Source organism: Streptomyces sp. NPDC015346, assembly GCF_043078785.1.
GTDB lineage: Bacteria > Actinomycetota > Actinomycetes > Streptomycetales > Streptomycetaceae > Streptomyces.
Map to the genome: position 1 here is coordinate 193,967 of NZ_JBIBTW010000004.1, position 19,488 is coordinate 213,454.

Below are 19,488 nucleotides of genomic sequence, written 5' to 3' on the forward strand. Positions count from 1 at the left end.
CGGTACGCCCTCCCGGTCGTCTCACGTCATAGGACTCGACGGGGAGTTGATGAGCATGGCAGTCATACCGAAGCGGGCGGGGATCGTCCTCGGCATCACCTCGATGGTGGTGCCGTTGACGGTGGCCCTCGGCGCGGCACCGGCGCGGGCGGCGTCCTGCAACGCGACCACGGGCCCGTACCAGAAGCAGGTGGAGAAGTTCCTCGGGCGGACGGTGGACGGGCGGCAGTCGCTCGGCGACTGTCAGGCCATCCAGGCCTTCCAGCGCACGCACGGCATCACCCCGACCCTGGGGTACGCGGGGCCGCTGACCTGGCGGACGATGAACACGATGCTGGCGCAGCGGGCGGCGGGCACCAACCCCAACCGGGCGGGCACGTGTCCGACGAACAAGGGCCGGATCGCCTGCGTCGACCTGACCCGGCAGCTGAGCTGGATCCAGGACGGCGCCCGGCTGAAGTACGGCCCGGTACCGGTCCGTACGGGCAAGGACGGGACCGAGACCCGTACCGGCGCGAAGAAGGTCTACTGGCGCAACATCAACCACTGGTCGACGATCTACCACGTGTCGATGCCGTACGCGCAGTTCTTCGACGGCGGGCAGGCCTTCCACTCCACCACCAAGTCGATGTGGAACCCGCCGGGTTCGGGCGGCTGCGTCAACATGCGCCCGGCCGACGCGAAGGCGTACTGGAACCTGCTCCGGAACGGCGACGACGTCTTCGTCTACGGGCGCAAGCCGGGAACCTGACCCCCGCTGTCGGTGGGCTGCGGTAGCTTCCCCTCATCGGTATCGCGTCGGTGCCGATGAGGGGCGAGTGGGGTGGACCCGATGAGTGACGTCGCGACGACGACGACCGAGGAACTCGACAAGTACCGTACCGAGCTGACCGGTTACTGCTACCGCATGCTCGGCTCGGCCTTCGAGGCTGAGGACGCCGTGCAGGACACGATGGTCCGCGCCTGGCGGGCCATCGACTCCTTCGAGGGCCGCTCGTCGCTCCGCTCCTGGCTCTACCGCATCGCCACGAACGTCTGCCTCGACTCGCTCAACGCGGGCAACCGGCGGGCCCGGCCGATGGACCTGACGGCCGCGACGCCGGTCGCGCAGGCGCGGTTGAACGCCCGGCCGGAGATCACCTGGCTGGAGCCGGTGCCGGACGGGCGGGTGCTGCCGTCGGTGGCCGACCCGGCGGACACGGCGGTGTCCCGCGAGACCGTGCGGCTGGCGTTCGTGGCCGCGCTGCAGCATCTGCCGCCCAAGCAGCGGGCGGTGCTGATCCTGCGCGAGGTGCTGGCCTGGAAGGCGAGCGAGGTCGCCGAGCTGCTCGGGACGACGGTCGCCTCGGTCAACAGCGCGCTCCAGCGGGCGCGCGCGACGCTCGCCGAGAACGAACCGGCGGCCTCGGACCCGGCGAACCCGCTCGACGAGGAGCAGAAGGAGCTCCTGGAGCGCTATGTCGCGGCCTTCGAGGGGTACGACATGAAGGCGTTGACCGCGCTCCTGCACGAGGACGCGACGATGTCCATGCCGCCGTACGACCTGTGGCTCCGGGGACACGACGACATCGTGGGCTGGATGCTCGGGGTCGGCGAGGTGTGCGCGGGCTCGAAGCTGGTGCCGACGGTGGCGAACGGCTCGCCGGCGTTCGCGCAGTACCACCCGGACCCGGAGGGCGGATACAGCCCCTGGGCGCTGATCGTCCTGGAGATCCGTGAGGGCATGGTGGCCGGCATGGACTTCTTCCTGGACACCAAGCGGTGGTTCCCGCTGTTCGACATGCCGGAGCGGCTGGAGGCGTAGGACTGTTCGTAGGGGGCTGTTCGTGGGCGGCCTGGGTGTCGTCATACGAGGTCGGTGAGGCCGACGAGTTCGAGGAGGAGCCGCAGCTCGGCCCGGGCGCCCCGGAAGGTGAGCCGGTGGCCGAGCCGCCCGGCGACGAGCCGCAGCCTCGCGAGGGCGTCGACGGCGGCGAGATCGGCGTGCGCGAGCGCGCCGATCTCGCAGACGACATCGGTGGGCGGCACCGCCCGGAGCACGGCGCAGAGCCGGGCGACCTCGTCCGGGGTGGCCCGGGCGCCCAGGGTCAGAACGAGCGGTTGACTGGTGTCCACGCCAAGGAGACCCGCGCCACGGCCCGAACTCATCGGAACATCTAGGCTGCGCGCATGATTCACGACCCTGTCGAACTGGTGATCTTCGACTGTGACGGCGTCCTGGTGGACAGCGAGCGGATCTACTGCCGGGTCGACCGGGAGGTGTTCGCGGCGCTCGGGGCGGAGTTCACCGAGGCGGAGATCGTCGAGCACTTCGTCGGTTCGTCGAGCGAGGTGCTCACGGCGATCCTGGAGGAGCGGCTCGGGCGGCCCCTGGAGCCCGACTGGCACGCGGCGTACCGGCCGCTGTACGACCGGGCGCTGGACGCGGAGCTGACGGTGGTCGAGGGCATCACGGATGCCCTGGACGCGCTGGACGTGCCGTTCTGCCTGGCGTCGAACGGCAGCCATGCCACGATCCGCCGCAATCTGACGCGCACGGGCCTGCTGGAGCGCTTCGAGGGGCGGATGTTCAGCGCCCGCGACGTGGCCAGGGGCAAGCCGGCGCCGGATCTCTTCCTGCACGCGGCGACGAGCATGGGGGTGGCACCGGAGCGGTGCGCGGTGGTGGAGGACAGCCCGTACGGCGTGGCGGCGGCCCGCGCGGCGGGGATGCGGGCCTTCGGCTACTGCGGGGGCCTCACCCGCGCGGACCGGCTGATGGGGCCCCGGACGCTGGTCTTCGACGACATGCGAGAACTGCCGAGGCTGCTCGGGGAGCCGCTGCGATGAGCACGACGGAGCCGGCGGTGTAACTCCCAGCACGCCGAACGGGACCGGTGGAGGTCCACCGGTCCCGTTCACCCGAGAGCCACTGGCACGTGCCGGCAGCGATCAGGGCGTCACGCGATGCGGTCCAGGACGATCGGCGTCGGCGTGAACTCCGTGCCCGGGGCCGCGATGTCCCAGGCGCCGTCCAGGGACTTCAGGGCGTAGTCGAACTTCTCCGGGGTGTCCGTGTGCAGGGTCAGCAGCGGCTGGCCCGCCGTCACCGTGTCGCCCGGCTTGGCGTGGAGTTCGACGCCCGCGCCGGCCTGTACCGGGTCCTCCTTGCGGGCGCGGCCCGCGCCGAGGCGCCAGGCGGCGATGCCGATGTCGTACGCGTCGAGGCGGGTGAGGACGCCGGAGGACGGGGCCGTGACGACCTGGTGCTCGCGGGCGACCGGGAGGGGCGCGTCCGGGTCGCCGCCCTGGGCCGCGATCATGCGGCGCCAGACGTCCATCGCCGAACCGTCCGCGAGCGCCTTCGCCGGGTCCGCGCCCTTGACGCCCGCCGCGTCGAGCATCTCGCGGGCCAGCGCGATCGTCAGCTCGATGACGTCCGCCGGGCCGCCGCCGGCGAGGACCTCGACCGACTCGCGGACCTCCAGGGCGTTGCCGGCCGTGAGGCCGAGCGGAGTCGACATGTCGGTGAGCAGGGCCACCGTCTTCACCCCGCTGTCCGTGCCGAGGCCGACCATCGTGGCGGCGAGTTCCCGCGCGTCCTCGATCGTCTTCATGAAGGCACCGGTGCCGACCTTGACGTCCAGGACGAGCGAGCCCGTGCCCTCGGCGATCTTCTTCGACATGATCGAGCTGGCGATCAGCGGGATGGCCTCGACCGTGCCGGTGACGTCCCGCAGGGCGTACAGCTTCTTGTCCGCGGGCGCCAGGCCGTCGCCCGCCGCGCAGATCACCGCGCCGGTCGTGTCCAGGACGTGCAGCATCTCCTCGTTGGAGAGCAGGGCCCGCCAGCCGGGGATGGACTCCAGCTTGTCCAGCGTGCCACCGGTGTGGCCGAGACCCCGGCCCGACAGCTGCGGCACGGCCGCGCCGCAGGCGGCGACCAGCGGCGCCAGCGGAAGGGTGATCTTGTCGCCCACGCCGCCGGTGGAGTGCTTGTCGGCGGTGGGGCGGGAGAGCGAGGAGAAGTCCATCCGCTCGCCGCTCGCGATCATCGCGGCGGTCCAGCGGGCGATCTCGGCGCGGTTCATGCCGTTGAGCAGGATCGCCATGGCCAGCGCGGACATCTGCTCGTCGGCCACCTCGCCGCGGGTGTAGGCGTCGATGACCCAGTCGATCTGCTCGGGACTCAGCTCGCCCTTGTCCCGCTTCGTGCGGATGACGGAGATGACGTCCATGTGGTGCCTCTTTCTACGCGCATAGAGGAGAAAAGGGAGAGCGGCCCTTCCCATCGTGCCGGAAGGGCCGCTCCGAGGTGTTACTTCGCGAGGTGGTCCGGGCCGAACGCCTGCGGAAGCATCTCCGCGAGCGTCAGCAGCCCGGCCGGGGTCTCCAGGACGAGTTCGGGGCCCCCGAACTCGTACAGCAGCTGCCGGCAGCGCCCGCACGGCACCAGGGGCTCGCCCCGGCCGTCCACGCAGACGAAGTGGGTGAGCCGGCCGCCGCCGGTCGCCTGCAACTGGGAGACCAGCCCGCACTCCGCGCACAGACCGAGGCCGTACGAGGCGTTCTCCACGTTGCAGCCGGCGACCACCCGCCCGTCGTCCACGAGGGCCGCGGCGCCGACCGAGAAGCCGGAGTACGGAGCGTACGCGCGGGACATGGCCTCCCGGGCGGCCGTCCGCAGCGCCTCCCAGTCGGGGCCGCCGGCGGGGGTCGTCACTTGCCTTCGCCCTTGCGGTACCGCATGCCGTCCGCCTTCGGCATCCGCAGGCGCTGCGCGGAGAGCGAGAGCACGAGCAGGGTGACCACGTACGGGGTGGCGCTGACGAACTCGACCGGGACGGTGTCCGTACCGAGGTACCAGATCAGCACGCCGACGGCGATGACGGCGCTGATCGCGACCGTGATCCAGCGCTTCTGGTACGCCTTCCACGCGGCGATGACGACGAGGATCGCGAAGAGCAGCAGGAGCAGCGCGTGGACGGTCTGGCCGCCGCTGCGCAGCTGGAGGGCGTCGGCGAAGCCGAAGAGCCCGGCGCCCATGGCGAGACCGCCCGGCCGCCAGTTGCCGAAGATCATCGCCGCGAGGCCGATGTAGCCGCGGCCACCCGTCTGGCCCTCGTTGTAGATGTGCGAGGTGACCAGCGAGAGGAACGCGCCGCCGAGGCCGGCGAGACCGCCGGAGACGACCACGGCGATGTACTTGTACTTGTAGACGTTGACGCCCAGGGACTCGGCGGCGATCGGGTTCTCGCCGCAGGAGCGCAGGCGCAGACCGAACGAGGTCTTCCAGAGCACGAAGTACGTGCCGATCACGAGCAGCACGGCGAGGACCGTCACCAGCGAGAGGTTGGTGACCAGGCCGCCGAGGATGCCGGCGATGTCCGAGACCAGGAACCAGTGGTGCTTCTCGATGTCGGCGAGCCAGTCCGAGATGCCCGGCACGGTGATCGAGGTGATGTCCTCGGCCGGCGGGGACTGCTTGGGGCTGCCGCCCTTGGCCGCGGCCTCGCCGGTGTTGAACCACAGCTTGGCGAAGTAGGTGGTGACACCGAGCGCCAGGATGTTGATCGCGATGCCGGAGATGATGTGGTCGACGCCGAAGGTGACGGTGGCGACCGCGTGCAGCAGACCGCCGAGCATGCCGCCCACGATGCCGGCGAGGACGCCGAGCCAGGGGTCGGTCTGCCAGCCGGCCCAGGCACCGAAGAAGGTGCCGAGGATCATCATGCCCTCGAGGCCGATGTTGACCACGCCCGCGCGTTCGGCCCACAGACCGCCGAGACCGGCGAGGCCGATCGGCACGGCGAGGGAGAGCGCGGCGCTGATCTGGCCCGCGGAGGTGAGGTCCTGCGCGCCGGTGATGGCGCGGACGGCGGAGAGGGCGATGAGCCCGCCCGCCACGATCAGCAGGATCACCGGGAGGGAGAGGCGGCGGGTGCGGCCGCCCTTGCCACCGGCCACCTTGGGGGCCGCGGGCGGCGGGGTGGAAGTCGCCGTGGCGCTCACGCCGACACCTCCGTCTTGTCGTGGGTACGGGCCTGGGCGGCGAGCTTCTCGCCGACCTGGCGCTGCTGACGCTTGAGGCCGTAGCGGCGCACGACCTCGTAGGCGATGACGACGCAGAGGACGATGACGCCCTGCATGACGCCGACGATCTCCTTGTCGTACTCCTCGAACTCCAGCTGCTGGCCGCCGCGCTCCAGGAAGGCCCAGAGGATCGCGGAGAGCGCGATGCCGACCGGGTGGTTGCGGCCGAGCAGCGCGATGGCGATACCGGTGAAGCCGATGCCGAGCGGGAAGCCGCCGCCGTACTCGTACGACTCGTTGAGCAGGGTCGGCATGCCGATCAGACCGGCCATGGCGCCGGAGATCAGCATGGAGGTGACGACCATCTTCTTCACGTTGACGCCGCTGGCCGCGGCGGCCGACTCGGACTGGCCCACGGTCCGCAGGTCGAAGCCGAAGCGGGTGCGGGCGAGCGCGAACCAGTACGCGACGCCCGCGATGGCCGCGATCACGACGAAGCCGATGACCGGGGTCGGCGTGGTCGGGAACTCGAAGAAGTGCGAGGACTCCGGGAGCGGGTTCGTGGCGACCTCGGTGCCGGCCTCGTCCAGGTGGCCGAGACGGCCGGGCTGGAGGAGGTAGCCGATGATCGCCGTCGCGATGAAGTTCAGCATGATCGTGGAGACGACCTCGCTGACACCCCGGGTGGTCTTGAGGACACCGGCGATGCCCGCCCACATGGCGCCGACGATCATCGCGGTGATGATGATCAGCGGGATCTGGACGATGCCCGGCAGGGTCAGCGCCCCGCCGACGGCGGCGGCGAAGAAGGCGGCGAGACGGTACTGACCGTCGACACCGATGTTGAACAGGTTCATGCGGAAGCCGATGGCCACCGCGAGACCCGCCAGGTAGTACGTCGTCGCCTTGTTGATGATGTAGACCTGGCTGTCCGACTTGATGCCGTAGTCGAACATGATCCCGAAGGCGCTGAACGGCTCCTTGCCGGTCGCGGCCAGGACCAGGGCGGTGATCAGGAAGGCGGCGACGACCGCGAGGAGCGGTGCCGCGATGCCCAGGAGCAGCCGCTCCTTGTCGATCTTCTTCATCGGGCCTCGTCCTCCGGGCCGTCGGTGGCCTCGGGGCGGCTGCCGCCCTCGGGGCTCTCGTGCTCAAGGTGTCCGGTGGCGGCGCCGGTCATGGCCGAACCCAGCTCCTCCGGGGTGATGGTGGCGGGGTCGGCGTCGGCGACCAGACGGCCGCGGTACATCACCCGCAGGGTGTCGGAGAGACCGATCAGCTCGTCCAGGTCGGCGGAGATCAGCAGGACCGCAAGACCTTCGCGGCGGGCGTCGCGGATCTGGTCCCAGATCTGCGCCTGCGCGCCGACGTCCACGCCCCGGGTCGGGTGCGCGGCGATCAGCAGCTTGGGGTCGTGGCTCATCTCGCGGCCGACGATCAGCTTCTGCTGGTTGCCGCCGGAGAGGGAGGCCGCGGTGACGTCGATGCCGGGGGTACGGACGTCGTACTCGCGGACGATCCGCTCGGTGTCGCGGCGGGCGGCCTTCAGGTCCAGGACGGCGCCCCGGGAGTTGGGCTTCTCGGTGACGTGGCCGAGGATGCGGTTCTCCCAGAGGGGGGCCTCCAGGAGCAGGCCGTGCCGGTGGCGGTCCTCGGGGATGCAGCCGATGCCGTCCTCGCGCCGCTTGCGGGTCGGGGCGGCGGAGATGTCGGCGCCGTCCAGCGTGAGCACCCCGCGGTCGGGGTGGCGCATGCCCATGATCGCGTCGACGAGCTCGGACTGGCCGTTGCCCTCGACGCCGGCGATGCCCAGGACCTCGCCCTTGTGGATGGTGAAGGTGACGCCGTCCAGGACCGCGCGGACCACGCCGTCGGGGTCGACGGCGCTGAGCGACAGATCCTCGACCGTCAGCATGGGCACGTCCGTCACCGTCGACTCGCGGGTCTCCGGGGAGGGCAGCTCGCTGCCGACCATCAGCTCGGCGAGCTGCTTGGTGGTGGTGTGCTTCGGGTCCGCGGTGCCGACCGTGGTGCCGCGCCGGATGACGGTGATGTCGTCCGCGACGGACAGGACCTCGCCGAGCTTGTGCGAGATGAAGATGACGGTGAGGCCCTCGGCCTTGAGCTCGCGCAGGTTGTCGAAGAGCGCGTCGACCTCCTGCGGGACGAGCACGGCGGTCGGCTCGTCGAGGATCAGGGTGCGGGCGCCGCGGTAGAGGACCTTGAGGATCTCCACACGCTGACGGTCGGCCACGCCGAGGTCCTCGACGAGGACGTCGGGGCGGATGCCGAGCCCGTACGCGTCGGAGATCTCCTTGATCCTGGCGCGGGCCTTGTCGCCGATGCCGTGGAGCTTCTCGGAGCCGAGGACGACGTTCTCGAGGACCGTGAGGTTGTCCGCGAGCATGAAGTGCTGGTGCACCATGCCCACGCCGCGGGCGATGGCGTCGCCGGGGTTGTGGAACGTCACCTGCTCGCCGTCGACCGCGATGGTGCCCTCGTCCGGCTTCTGCATGCCGTAGAGGATCTTCATGAGGGTCGACTTGCCCGCGCCGTTCTCGCCCACGAGGGCGTGCACGGTGCCGCGGCGCACGGTGATGTCGATGTCGTGGTTGGCCACGACTCCGGGGAAGCGCTTGGTGATGCCGCGGAGTTCTACGGCGTTCGGACTGCTGGGGCTGGAGGCTTTGATGACGCACTCTCCTAGGCAGGGAGCGTGAGGAGGACGAGGCGGGACGCAGGCGGTGTCGGTGGCGAAAAATACCCTGTACGCCGGGCGCTACGCGCGTAGCTTCAGGGAAATCGTTCAACTGCCTACGGGCATACGTGTGAAGGGGGCCCGGGAGTGTCGGCCGAAGCCGCTCTCCGGGCCCCCGTCCCACGTGGGTCAGAGGGTCGTGGCGACCTTGATCTGGCCGTCGACGATCTTCTTCTTGGCCTCGTCGATCTTGGCCTGGATGTCCTTGAGGTGGTCACCCGTGGTGGTCAGGGAGACGCCGTTCTCGGCCAGCGAGTAGGCGTGCGTGCCGCTCAGCGGCTTGCCGTCCTTGACCGACTTGATGAGGTCGAAGACGCCGGTGTCGACGTTCTTGACGACCGAGGTGAGGATCGAGCCGGCGTACTTCGACAGGGCCGGGTCCTTGGCCTGGTCCGAGTCGACGCCGATCGCCCAGGTGCCCGGCTTGGCCGCGACGGCCTCGATGGCGCCGGCGCCGGAGCCGCCCGCGGCGGCGAAGATGACGTCGGTGCCCTTGTCGAGCATGCCCTTGGCGGCGGCCTTGCCCTTGTCCGGAGCGCCGAACCCGGAGAGGTCCGTGCCGGTGGACAGGTACTGGATCTGCACCTTGGCGTCCGGCTTGGTGTCCTTGACACCCTGCTGGAAGCCGGCGGCGAACTTCTTGATCAGCGGGAGGTCGACACCACCGATGAAGCCGATGTTGCCGTCCTTCGACTTCAGCGCGGCGGCGACGCCGGCGAGGTACGAGCCCTGCTCCTCGGTGAAGACGATCGAGTCGACGTTCTTCTTGTCGGAGACCGAGTCGATGAGGCCGAAGGTGGTCTTCGGGTACTTGCCCGCGACCTTGTCGATCGCGTCCTTGTAGGCGAAGCCGACGCCGATGACCGGGTTGAAGCCGCCCTCGGCCAGCGAGGCGAGGCGCTGCTCACGGTCGGCCGGGGTCTCACCGGTCCTGGCGGTGAGCTCCTTGGTCTCGACGCCCAGCTCGGCCTTGGCCTTGTCCAGGCCGCGGGCCGCGGAGTCGTTGAAGGAGTTGTCGCCACGGCCGCCGACGTCGTAGGCCATGCCGACCTTGATGGTGCCGTCGCCGGAGCCGGTGTCCTCGGTGGAGGACTCTCCGCAGGCGGTGGCGGTGAGAGCGAGGGCCGCAGTGACAGCACACGCGGCGGTGATCTTGGATACCCGGCGCACGAGGAGGTCCCTTCAAGACTGACCGAAAGCGCCCCTTGCGGCGCTGGCTTGTCGGCGATCGTAACGCGCGTAGATGTCAGTTAAAGACCCGTTCACGAGTCGTTACCGGATCGACGCCCGCGAGCCTTACCTCACCATGCTGCGGGCCTGTTGCCCGGCTCGCACCTCCGGCGGCGGTCCGTTTCCCGGGCCTTCTCAGGGCCTGGGCGCGGCGTCGATCAGGGCCGCCGCGGTGAACAGCTCCACGCCGACCTGGATGGCGTGCTCGTCCACGTCGAAGTCGCCGGCGTGCAGGTCACGGCGGGTCGTGTCGCCGGGGGCGCGGACGCCGAGGCGGGCCATGGCGCCCGGGACGTGCTCCAGGTACCAGGAGAAGTCCTCGCCGCCGAGGCTCTGCTCGGTGTCCTCGATGGCGTACGGGCCGCGGCGCGCGGTCATCGCCTCGGTGAGGAGATCGGCGACGGCCGGGTCGTTGACGACGGGCGGGACGCCGCGGACGTAGGTGATCGTCGACTTGGCGCGGTGCAGGGTCGCGATCTCGTCGACCGCCGCGTGCACCAGGTCCGGCGCCTCGCGCCAGGTGGCCAGGTCGAGGCAGCGGACGGTGCCGGAGAGCGCGGCGTGCTGCGGGATGACGTTGCAGGCGTGGCCGGACTCGATGCGGCCCCAGGTGACCGAGAGTCCAGAGCGGGCGTCCACACGGCGGGCGAGGACGGCCGGGACGTCGACGGCGATCCGGGCGGCGGCGGTGACCAGGTCGGTGGTCAGGTGCGGGCGGGCGGTGTGGCCACCGGGCCCGTCGAGGGTGATTTCCAGCCGGTCGCAGGCGGAGGTGATGGGGCCGTGCCGCATCCCGATCCGGCCCGCGTCCACCTTGGGGTCGCAGTGCACGGCGATGATCCGGCCGACCCCGTCCAGGACACCGGCCTCGACGGCGTCCGCGGCGCCGCCGGGCAGCACCTCCTCGGCGGGCTGGAAGATCAGCCGTACGGCGTTGGGCAGCAGCCCCTGCCGGTCGAGGTCGGCGAGGACGAGTCCGGCGCCCAGGACCGTGGTGGTGTGGACGTCGTGGCCGCAGGCGTGCGCGCGATGGGGCACGGTGGAGCGGTACGCGACGGTCTTGACGTCCGGGATGGGCAGCGCGTCGAGGTCGGCGCGGATCGCCAGCATGGGCCGCTCCCGGTCCCAGGTGCCCACGTCACAGACGAGGCCGGTGCCCGCGGGAAGCACTCTGGGCGCGAGTCCGGCGGCCTCCAGGCGGTCCTTGACGGCCGCGGTGGTGCGGAACTCCTGGTTGCCCAGCTCGGGGTGCATGTGCAAGTCGCGGCGGAAGGCGATCAGTTCGGCGCGCAGCGACGAGGACAGTGTTCCGGGCAGAGCGACGGAGCCTGGCTCACGGGACTTCAACTGGTTCACCTTTTGAAGGGTAGGCCCCCAGACACGTCAACTGCCCGTTGATCACGAAAACTTCAGCCCGATAGGGGAAAGAAACCCGGTTCACGAGGCATGACGGCCCCTCCATGTGGGTAAGCTCACCCGAATTCGAACCGTTCCACCGCCGGTGCGGCGTGGACGGTGAGCCGGTCGACCTCGCGCGCGGCGGTGCCCGTGACCCCCGCCAGGAACCCTTGTGCCCGCGCGGAGACGTTCTCACGCAGCCACTCCGGCGGGACGGCGCAGACGGCGACCTTCACCCCGGTGCCCGCGAGGGCCAGCGGCAGGGTGTGCACGACGGTGGAGGGAAAACTGACCACCGTACGGCCGATCGGGCCACGCCGGGCGATCAGCTCCAGCGGCAGATCGGGCCGCACGATCTCCAGGCCGGTCTCCACCGCGATCCGGTGCAGCTTCTCGGTGCTCTCGCGGCGGTGCGCGAAATAGCGGGTGGCGCCGTGGGTACGGGCGAGGCCCGCGACGGCCTGCGCGTACCGGTCGGGGTCGACCACGCCCGTCTCGACCAGCGAGGTGCCGACCAGGTCCGCGCCCCGGGTGAGGCGGGGCGGACCGAAGCGGGCGCGGGTCCAGGCGAAGGTGTGCGGGGTGACGGTGGTGCCCGGGGGCGCCTCGACGGGCAGCGAGGTGAAGATCTCGACCGTGCGGCGGCGGGTGGGGGCGAGCCGGCGGCGGGCGGCGGCGGAGACCGGGGCGAGCACGAGCTCGCGCGGGCCCCGGCTGCCCCGCCGGTGCCAGCGCACCAGGCGTTCGCCGCGCGCGAGTTGGGCGGCGTACTCCATGGTGGCGGTGCCGTCGTCGACGACGGTGAGGTGGCGGGGGCCGAAGAGGGTGAGCAGCAGCTGGACGTAACGGGAGAACGGGTCCCCGACGATCACCCGCTCCGCCGCCCGCAGCAGCGGGGCGAGCTCCCGCAGCGTACGGGCGAGCGAACCGCGGCCGTCGCGGGCTTCCTGCCAGCGGACGGTGACGCCCTCGTCCCGGGCCAGCTGGGCCATGCGGCGCAGCTGGCCCCGCGACATGGGGTCGGTCGGCGACAGGACGACGAGCGTGAGGTCCGTCGGGGCCTCTCCTCCCCGCGACGGCGCCGCACCGGTGGGCGCCGCGGGGACCGGGAGCCTGGGCCCGGCAGGGGCTCCGTCCGTTGTGCCCACCCTCCCCCGGACGTCGTCCGGGGGAGCCCCCGTCGCCCCGGCGGAACGAATGCCCACACCGGGGTGGGGAAGGGCGGCGCCGCCGGTGGCCGGCGTGCGGGCGTGGGCCCACTCCAGGACGTTCAGGAGCTGGACCGGGCTCTCGACGAACGCCAGCTGCCCGGTCATGCGGCGACGAGCCCCTGGACCCGGCGGAGCTTCTTCATCGGGCCGAGCTCCGACTCGTAGACCTTCTTGACGCCGTCGCCGAGCGCGGTCTCGATGGTGCGGATGTCGCGGACCAGGCGCTGCAGGCCCTGCGGCTCGACGGAGGCGGCCTGGTCGGAGCCCCACATGGCGCGGTCGAGGGTGATGTGACGCTCGACGAACGCGGCGCCGAGCGCGACGGCGGCGAGGGTGGTCTGGAGGCCGGTCTCGTGGCCGGAGTAGCCGATCGGGACGTTCGGGTACTCCTCCTTGAGGGTGTTGATCACCCGGAGGTTGAGCTCCTCGGCCTTGGCCGGGTAGGTCGAGGTGGCGTGGCAGAGCAGGATGTTGTCGCTGCCGAGGACCTCGACGGCGTGCCGGATCTGCTTCGGGGTGGACATGCCGGTGGAGAGGATGACCGTACGGCCGGTGGCGCGCAGCGCGCGGAGCAGCTCGTCGTCCGTCAGAGAGGCGGAGGCGACCTTGTGGGCGGGGACGTCGAACTTCTCCAGGAAGGCGACGGCCTCGGTGTCCCAGGGGGAGGCGAACCAGTCGATGCCGCGCTCGCGGCAGTGCTCGTCGATGGCGCGGTACTCGTCCTCGCCGAACTCGACGCGGTGGCGGTAGTCGATGTACGTCATCCGGCCCCAGGGGGTGTCGCGCTCGATGTCCCACTGGTCGCGCGGGGTGCAGATCTCGGGCGTGCGCTTCTGGAACTTCACGGCGTCGCAGCCGGCGTCGGCGGCCACGTCGATCAGCGCGAGCGCGTTCTCGAGGTCGCCGTTGTGGTTGATGCCGATCTCGCCCGTGATGTAGACGGGGCGGCCGGGGCCGGCGGTCTTGGTGCCGAAGGTGCGAAGGCGGGTGCTCATGGTCGGTGCGTTCCTTAGGAGTTGGGGGTGTGGAGCTCGGGCCCGAGGAGCCAGCCCGCGATCTCGCGGACGGCTCCCGCGCCACCGGGGGTGAGGGTGACCGCGCGGGCCGCGGCCCGTACGGAGTCGTGGGCGCTCGCCACCGCGACGGGCCAGCCGACGAGGTGGAAGCAGGGGAGGTCGTTGACGTCGTTGCCGGCGTAGAGCACGCGCTGCGGGTCGATGCCCTCTTCCTCGCACCACTGCTTGAGGGCGAGGTCCTTGCGGTCGATGCCGTGCAGGACGGGGATCTTGAGCTTGCGGGCGCGGGCCGCGACGACGGGGTTCTGCTCGGTGGAGAGGATGAGGACCGGGAGCCCGGCGCGGCGCAGGGCGGCGATGCCGAGGCCGTCGCCGCGGTGGACGGAGACGTACTCGGTGCCGGTCGCGTCGATGTGGACCCGGTCGTCGGTCTGGGTGCCGTCGAAGTCGAGGACCACGGCGTCGACGTCGGCGCGTACCGGCGTACGGGCGGCGTCGAGCAGCGGCGCGAGCGCGCGGGCGCGGGCGAGGTCGTGCGGGTCGTCGACCTCCAGGACCCGGGCGGGGTCGGTGACGACGAGGCCGGTGGTGCCGAAGAAGCGGTGGCCGTGGGTCCGGAAGCCCTCGGCGGCCATGGCGTAGACGGCGCCGGTCTCCAGGTACTCGGGCTGCCGGTCCTGGCGGCGGGGGCGGTGGGCCTTGTCGTGGTTGACGCCGTGCGCGCCGGTCGCGTCCGCGGTCTCCCGCCAGAGGAAGCCGTGGCTCGGGGCCACCGTGAGCGCGGTGTCCGCCTCGCCGGAGGTGATCTTCTCGACGGCGCCGTTCACCTCGGCGGGGGTGAGGAAGGGGCTGGTGCACTGGACGAGGAGGACCACGTCGACGCGGCGGCCCTGGGCGGCCTCGAAGGCGTCCATCGCGTGGAGGACCGCCGATTCGCTGGTGGCGGTGTCGCCGGCGATCGCGGCCGGGCGGTGGATCGCCTCGGCTCCGGCCGCGCGGGCCGCCGCCGCGATCTCCGCGTCGTCCGTGGAGACGACGACGTCGGTGACCAGGCGGGCGCCGAGGCAGGCGCGGACGGCCCGGGAGACGAGCGGGCTGCCCGCCACCGGGGCGAGGTTCTTCGCGGGGACGCCCTTGGAGCCGCCCCGCGCGGGGATGACGGCGAGGACGGTGGGCCTCGTCGTGGCGGCGGCCGGAGTCGTGGCGGTCAGCGGCGTGGCGGCCGTCGTCGTGGCGGTCGATGTCGTCACCGTCGGCGGCAAGGTGGCGGCCGTCGTCGTCGTGGCGGTCGGTGGCGTGGCGGTCATCAGAGTTCTCCCAGGCGGCGGATGACGGGGGCGACGCGCTGCACGCCGTGGCGGTACGCGCCCCGCGCCGCCTCCCGGACCACGCGCCGCAGCCCGCTGTCGCGAGGCTCCGGGGCGGTCACGTCGAGGCGGTGGCGGGCGAGGATCCCGGGCAGGTACCCGGGGGCCGTCTCAGCGGTGTAGTAGGGCGTGATCGGGGGCAGTCCGGGGCCGGTGAGGAGTTCCTGGACGCGCGCCCTGGCGGCGTCGAAGGCCGTCTCGTACGACCCCCCGGCGGCGACGCCCTGCCGGCCGAGCCACTCCTCGTCCGGCTCCGGGCGCACGTCCGCGTCGAGCCGGTCGAAGGAGGTGAGCAGCCCCGAGCCGATGAAGTGGTGGTTGCCCAGGACCTCGCGTACGCCGAGGTCGCTGAGGATCGCCGTCGGCACCCGCCGGTGCAGGGCTTCGAGGGCGGCGGTCGAGGAGACCGTGACCAGCAGGTCGGTGCGGTCGAGGACCTCGCCCATGTGCCCGTACACCAGGCGGAAGTTGGGCGGCGGGTCGAGATCGCGCACGAGCCGCTGGTACGGGAGTTCCTCCAGGTGCGTCGTGTGCTCGCCGGGCTTGGAGCGGAGCTTGAGCAGCACCTCGCGGCGCGGGTGGAGCCGGGCGTGCTCGACGAGTCTGCGCAGCAGGTACGTCCGTTCGGCGCGGCCGGCCGGCACCGAGGGCTGGGCGGCGAAGACGAGGGTGTCCCGGCCGGCCTCGGGAGCGTAGGGCGCGCCGCCGAGGAACGGCAGCGCGGCCTCCACCACCGAGGAGGCGTCGGCGCCCACCCCTTCGTAGACCGCGCGGAAACGCTCGGCGTCGTGCCGCGAGTTGGCGAGGACGACGTCGGCACCGTGGCGCAGCAGCAGCCCGTCGGCGAGCTTCTCGTAGACCACTCCGACATAGCCGGTGACGAGCACCGGGCGCCGTTCCAGGGCCAGTTCGGCGACACCCTGCAGGAGGGCGCGGACGGTGCCGCCGACGAGGGCGAGGACGACGACGTCGAATCCCTCCCCGCGGGCCGCCGCGTCGCGTACCTCGCGGAGGAACTCGGCGCCCGTCACCTCGCGCGGAGGCGTCGTGGACACTCCGGTCTCGGCGAGCTGGCGCGCGGTGGGCGTGGCCCGGCCGCGCAGCAGGAAACCGGTGGGTTCGGCGGCCTGGGCCCCTTGATCGGTGATTCGGCGCGCGGTGAGCGCACCCCATTTCCACCGGGTGTCGGAATCGGCGAGTACGGCGACGCGTACCGCCTGCTTGGTACTTGCTGGCACGCCGAGGACGCTAGAGAGCCATTCCGTTTCCCGGCCCAACTGGGCCACAACAAACGGTGAACAGCGCCACTACGCGTTCTGAAAAAGGCCGGGATCCAGGGTGGTTAATCGGCCCGCCGCTTCGTGTTCACCGAACATCCCTCCACCGGCCAGAACGAATGCCGGAGCGGCGCCTAGCGTCGAACGCGTGGTCAAGCTCTCCGTCGTCGTGCCGTTCTTCAACGTGCAGACATATGCCCTGGACACCCTCAGAAGCCTGCGCGCCAACGCCCGCGAGGACTTCGAGTTCCTTCTCGTCGACGACTGCTCGACGGACGGGACCACGGAGCTCCTCGAACGGGCCGGGCGCGAGATCCCGGGGGCCGTCCTGATCCGACACGAACGCAACGAAGGGCTCGCCACCGCGCGCAACACCGGCCTGGACGCCGCCCGCGGCCGGTATCTGGCCTTCCTGGACGGGGACGACTGGCTCGCGCCCGGCTTCTACGACCGGCTGGTCGCGTCCATGGACGAGCTGGGCTGCGACTTCCTCCGTACCGACCATGTGCGCGCCACGGGCAGGACCCGGTCGGTGCGCCGCTCGCCGGTCGGGCGGCGCGGTGAGGTGCTGCGGCCCCGGGACGCGATCCTGCCGGCCGACCGGACGACGTCCGTGGACTATCCGTACGCCTGGGCCGGGATGTACCACCGGCGGCTGCTGGACCGCGGGCTGCTGCACTTCACGCCGGGGCTGCGGACGGCGGAGGACCGGCCGTGGATCTGGAAACTGCACCGGGAGGCGGAGTCCTTCGCGGCGGTGAGCACGCTGGGAATCTTCTACCGGCGTGGGGTCTCCACTTCACTCACACAGATCGGCGATATCCGTCAGCTGGATTTCATTCGCGCTTTCGATCAGGTGATCGACGAAACGGTTAAGGACAGGGACGCGGAACAGCTGCTCCCGAAGGCCGTCCGTACGTATTGCGCCCTCATTTCCCACCACATCTCATCGGTGGAACGATTCGAACCGGCGGTGGCGAAACAATTGCGTGCGATGAGTGCGGCGGCGCTGCGGCGCATGCCGCAGGACGTGCTCGGCGAGGCGCTGAGGTCGATGGACGAGCGGCGGGCGGCCGTGCTGCGCAAGCTGCGCCGCCGCCGGGGGGCGGGCGCGGTCGCGCACTCCGTCCCGCGCGCCGCGGGCGGGGAGGCCGCCGCGTGAGGACCACCCAGATCTTCTACGCCTCCACGCTGTACGGAGCGACGACGCTGGCCGCGGCCTTGGACAGCGGCTGCTTCGGCCCGGCGGACCGGCGGCTGCTGCTGGTCGCCAACAACGCGGCGGTGCCGGAGACGACGCCCGCCCTGGACGAGATGCCCGGCTTCGAGAAGCTGCGCGGGCGCTTCGACTCCGTCCTGTCCTGGAACGAGGCGATCTCGCCGCTGCACCCGGCCGGCTGGACGCCCCGGGCCGACGACCTTCCGCTGCTGGAGCGCCATCTGCGGCGGCTGTGGGATCTCGGCGACGACCGGATCGAACTCGCCCTGGAGTCGGTGCAGGTGACACCGGCGCTGACGGTCGCCCGGCTCTTCCCTGACGCGCGGCTCGACGTGTACGCGGACGGGCTGATGAGCTACGGCCCCACCCGTAACAAGATCGATCCGCTGGTCGGCCAGCGGGTACGCCGGCTGCTCCACCTCGATCTGGTGCCCGGGCTCGCGCCGCTGCTGCTCGCGGAGTTCGGGGCGGAGGCGGTGGTGGTGCCGACCGAGGCGTTCATGAAGGTGGTCGCGGAGCTGGCGGAGCCGGAGGAGACGGCCGGTGAGGCGGAGGGGCCGGCGCTGCTGCTCGGGCAGTACCTGGCGGCGCTGTCGATCCTCACGCCGGCCGAGGAGGAGGACCTGCACGTCCGCATGGTCCGGGGCGCGGTCGCGCGCGGGCACCGGCGGCTCGTCTTCAAGCCGCATCCGACGGCGCCGGACGCCTGGACGCGGAGGCTGGGCCGGGAGGCGGAGGCGCTCGGCGCCGAACTGACCGTCCTCGACCGGCCGGTGCTCGCCGAGGTCGCCTACCGGGAGCTACGACCGGCCCTGGTGGTCGGCTGCTTCTCCACCGGTCTCTTCACCGCCCACGCCTTCCACGGCATCCCGGTGGCCAGGGTCGGCACCCGGACGCTCCTGGACCGGCTGACTCCGTACCAGAACAGCAACCGCGTCCCGGTGACGCTCGCCGACGCGCTCATCCCGGACCTGGAGAGCACCGGCACCGGCAGCGCCCACGAGCCCCCGGACGCGGAGGGGCTCGCGGGCCTGGTGGCCGCCGTCGGCTTCGCGATGCAGCCCAAGATCCGCCCGGACCTGCGGGAGGCGGCGGTCCGTCACCTCTCGGGACCCCTCGCCGAACGGACCCGCCCCTACTTCAAGCGCCGCCGCCTCACCGTCCTCGGCCTCCCGGGCGGCCTCCCGGTCCCCCGCCACCCCCGCGTCCGCCGCCTGGCCCGCCGGGCCCTGCGGCTGAAGCGTGCCCTGACGAAGTGACCTGAGGCCGGGCCCGCCGGGGAGCCTCACACCATGTCAGGGGCAAGCGGAGCCGTCGGTCAGGCGCTGGTGAGGGAGAGCTTGGCGGCGAAGCCGAGGAAGAGGGCGCCCGCCGCCGAGGTCGCGCCCGCCGCGAGCCGTCTGCGGCGGCGGAACGCGGTCGCGAGCCGCGTGCCCCCGAATATCAGCATCGTGAGGTACAGGAAGCTGCTGAGCTGGAGCAGGGTGCCGAGCACCAGGAAGGAGAGCGCGGGGTAGGCGTACCCGGGGTCGACGAACTGCACGAAGAACGAGATGAGGAAGAGGATCGCCTTCGGGTTGAAGAGGCTGATGATCAGCGCCCGGCGGTACGGGTTCTCCCCCGCGCCGGCCGGCGTCCCCGAGGGCTCCGCGGCCGACAGCGACTCGCCGCGGGTGCGCCACATGGACCAGGCCGCCCGCAGCATGCCGTACGCCATCCAGGCGAGATAGCCCGCGCCCGCGTACTTCACGATCATGAAGAGGAGGGGTGTGGTCTGGAGCAGCGAGGCGGCGCCGAGCGCGGCCAGCGTCATCAGGACCGCGTCGCCGGTGAAGACGCCGGCCGCGGCCCTGTATCCGGTCCGGGTGCCCTTGCGGGCGGCGACGGACAGCACGTACAGCGAGTTCGGCCCCGGCAGAAGGATGATGAGGACGAGGCCCACGAGATAGGTCGGCAGATCGGTGACACCCAACATGAAAGGGAGTGTCGCACGCGGGTAC

18 protein-coding genes are annotated in these 19,488 nt (G+C 71.6%); 5 read left to right on the top strand and 13 right to left on the bottom strand.

The genetic code is table 11. From position 1 onward, the window contains the following. Nucleotides 1–103 precede the first annotated feature (103 nt). Both ACF06X_RS15940 and ACF06X_RS15945 read left to right on the top strand, forming a co-directional pair. Nucleotides 104–751 carry a L,D-transpeptidase family protein gene (locus ACF06X_RS15940; protein ID WP_392288420.1) on the top strand — a complete coding sequence of 216 codons (648 nt, stop codon included), beginning with the start codon at nucleotides 104–106 and terminating at the stop codon, nucleotides 749–751. An 81-nt stretch (nucleotides 752–832) separates the two neighbouring features. After that, complete coding sequence (locus ACF06X_RS15945; RefSeq protein WP_392287879.1) at nucleotides 833–1,804, top strand: sigma-70 family RNA polymerase sigma factor; 972 nt, start codon at nucleotides 833–835, stop codon at nucleotides 1,802–1,804. A 41-nt stretch (nucleotides 1,805–1,845) separates the two neighbouring features. Here the strand turns inward: ACF06X_RS15945 and ACF06X_RS15950 are convergent, their stop codons facing one another. Further along, the gene (locus ACF06X_RS15950) at nucleotides 1,846–2,115 is read right to left on the bottom strand and encodes an STAS domain-containing protein (protein WP_392287880.1); all 270 of its coding nucleotides are present in this window, start codon (nucleotides 2,113–2,115) and stop codon (nucleotides 1,846–1,848) included. 54 nt (nucleotides 2,116–2,169) lie between these two features. Between ACF06X_RS15950 and ACF06X_RS15955 the strand changes: the two genes are divergently transcribed. After that, on the top strand, nucleotides 2,170–2,829 hold the full coding sequence (locus ACF06X_RS15955; protein ID WP_392287881.1) for an HAD family hydrolase: 660 nt from the start codon (nucleotides 2,170–2,172) through the stop codon (nucleotides 2,827–2,829). A 110-nt stretch (nucleotides 2,830–2,939) separates the two neighbouring features. Here ACF06X_RS15955 and ACF06X_RS15960 read toward each other — a convergent pair whose 3' ends face one another. From ACF06X_RS15960 to ACF06X_RS16010, 11 genes are all read right to left on the bottom strand, one after another. Further along, nucleotides 2,940–4,217: a thymidine phosphorylase gene (locus ACF06X_RS15960; RefSeq protein ID WP_392287882.1), complete on the bottom strand. Its 1,278-nt coding sequence runs from the start codon at nucleotides 4,215–4,217 to the stop codon at nucleotides 2,940–2,942. 80 nt (nucleotides 4,218–4,297) lie between these two features. After that, complete coding sequence (locus tag ACF06X_RS15965; RefSeq protein WP_392287883.1) at nucleotides 4,298–4,702, bottom strand: cytidine deaminase; 405 nt, start codon at nucleotides 4,700–4,702, stop codon at nucleotides 4,298–4,300. Next, the gene (locus ACF06X_RS15970) at nucleotides 4,699–5,991 is read right to left on the bottom strand and encodes an ABC transporter permease (RefSeq protein WP_392287884.1); all 1,293 of its coding nucleotides are present in this window, start codon (nucleotides 5,989–5,991) and stop codon (nucleotides 4,699–4,701) included. The genes ACF06X_RS15965 and ACF06X_RS15970 overlap by 4 nt, the downstream gene beginning before the upstream one ends. Beyond that, a complete protein-coding gene (locus ACF06X_RS15975) occupies nucleotides 5,988–7,100 on the bottom strand; it encodes an ABC transporter permease (protein ID WP_392287885.1) in 1,113 nt (370 codons plus the stop codon). Before ACF06X_RS15975 ends, ACF06X_RS15970 begins: the two co-directional genes overlap by 4 nt. After that, the gene (locus ACF06X_RS15980; RefSeq protein ID WP_392288421.1) at nucleotides 7,097–8,704 is read right to left on the bottom strand and encodes an ABC transporter ATP-binding protein; all 1,608 of its coding nucleotides are present in this window, start codon (nucleotides 8,702–8,704) and stop codon (nucleotides 7,097–7,099) included. The genes ACF06X_RS15975 and ACF06X_RS15980 overlap by 4 nt, the downstream gene beginning before the upstream one ends. A gap of 195 nt (nucleotides 8,705–8,899) precedes the next feature. After that, nucleotides 8,900–9,940, bottom strand: coding sequence for a BMP family protein (locus tag ACF06X_RS15985; protein WP_392287886.1), 1,041 nt, complete (start codon nucleotides 9,938–9,940; stop codon nucleotides 8,900–8,902). A 195-nt stretch (nucleotides 9,941–10,135) separates the two neighbouring features. Then, the gene (locus ACF06X_RS15990) at nucleotides 10,136–11,356 is read right to left on the bottom strand and encodes an amidohydrolase (RefSeq protein ID WP_392287887.1); all 1,221 of its coding nucleotides are present in this window, start codon (nucleotides 11,354–11,356) and stop codon (nucleotides 10,136–10,138) included. 116 nt (nucleotides 11,357–11,472) lie between these two features. After that, the gene (locus ACF06X_RS15995) at nucleotides 11,473–12,714 is read right to left on the bottom strand and encodes a hypothetical protein (protein WP_392287888.1); all 1,242 of its coding nucleotides are present in this window, start codon (nucleotides 12,712–12,714) and stop codon (nucleotides 11,473–11,475) included. Beyond that, nucleotides 12,711–13,604 (bottom strand): N-acetylneuraminate synthase family protein, encoded by an 894-nt coding sequence (locus ACF06X_RS16000; protein ID WP_392287889.1) that lies wholly within the window; start codon nucleotides 13,602–13,604, stop codon nucleotides 12,711–12,713. Before ACF06X_RS16000 ends, ACF06X_RS15995 begins: the two co-directional genes overlap by 4 nt. Nucleotides 13,605–13,618: 14 nt before the next feature. Beyond that, the gene (locus ACF06X_RS16005; RefSeq protein WP_392287890.1) at nucleotides 13,619–14,932 is read right to left on the bottom strand and encodes a cytidylyltransferase domain-containing protein; all 1,314 of its coding nucleotides are present in this window, start codon (nucleotides 14,930–14,932) and stop codon (nucleotides 13,619–13,621) included. Continuing rightward, on the bottom strand, nucleotides 14,932–16,230 hold the full coding sequence (locus ACF06X_RS16010; protein WP_392287891.1) for a DUF6716 putative glycosyltransferase: 1,299 nt from the start codon (nucleotides 16,228–16,230) through the stop codon (nucleotides 14,932–14,934). Before ACF06X_RS16010 ends, ACF06X_RS16005 begins: the two co-directional genes overlap by 1 nt. Nucleotides 16,231–16,417: 187 nt before the next feature. Here ACF06X_RS16010 and ACF06X_RS16015 point away from each other — a divergent pair, with 187 nt between their 5' ends. Both ACF06X_RS16015 and ACF06X_RS16020 read left to right on the top strand, forming a co-directional pair. After that, nucleotides 16,418–17,431, top strand: a complete 1,014-nt coding sequence (locus tag ACF06X_RS16015) for a glycosyltransferase family 2 protein (protein ID WP_392287892.1) — start codon at nucleotides 16,418–16,420, stop codon at nucleotides 17,429–17,431. Beyond that, nucleotides 17,428–18,747, top strand: a complete 1,320-nt coding sequence (locus ACF06X_RS16020) for an alpha-2,8-polysialyltransferase family protein (RefSeq protein WP_392287893.1) — start codon at nucleotides 17,428–17,430, stop codon at nucleotides 18,745–18,747. Before ACF06X_RS16015 ends, ACF06X_RS16020 begins: the two co-directional genes overlap by 4 nt. Before the next feature lie 59 nt (nucleotides 18,748–18,806). On the opposite strand, the gene leuE is transcribed toward ACF06X_RS16020, so the two are convergent. Next, entirely contained in the window at nucleotides 18,807–19,463 is a 657-nt protein-coding gene (gene leuE / locus ACF06X_RS16025; protein ID WP_392287894.1) for a leucine efflux protein LeuE, read from the bottom strand. Nucleotides 19,464–19,488 lie beyond the last annotated feature (25 nt).

Coding starts and splice junctions, on each gene's coding strand:
- ACF06X_RS15940 (WP_392288420.1), top strand. CDS start 104: ATGGTGGTGCCGTTGACGGTGGCCCTCGGCGCGGCACCGGCGCGGGCG.
- ACF06X_RS15945 (WP_392287879.1), top strand. CDS start 833: ATGAGTGACGTCGCGACGACGACGACCGAGGAACTCGACAAGTACCGT.
- ACF06X_RS15955 (WP_392287881.1), top strand. CDS start 2,170: ATGATTCACGACCCTGTCGAACTGGTGATCTTCGACTGTGACGGCGTC.
- ACF06X_RS15960 (WP_392287882.1), bottom strand. CDS start 4,217: ATGGACGTCATCTCCGTCATCCGCACGAAGCGGGACAAGGGCGAGCTG.
- ACF06X_RS15975 (WP_392287885.1), bottom strand. CDS start 7,100: ATGAAGAAGATCGACAAGGAGCGGCTGCTCCTGGGCATCGCGGCACCG.
- ACF06X_RS15995 (WP_392287888.1), bottom strand. CDS start 12,714: ATGACCGGGCAGCTGGCGTTCGTCGAGAGCCCGGTCCAGCTCCTGAAC.
- ACF06X_RS16000 (WP_392287889.1), bottom strand. CDS start 13,604: ATGAGCACCCGCCTTCGCACCTTCGGCACCAAGACCGCCGGCCCCGGC.
- ACF06X_RS16005 (WP_392287890.1), bottom strand. CDS start 14,932: ATGACCGCCACGCCACCGACCGCCACGACGACGACGGCCGCCACCTTG.
- leuE (WP_392287894.1), bottom strand. CDS start 19,463: ATGTTGGGTGTCACCGATCTGCCGACCTATCTCGTGGGCCTCGTCCTC.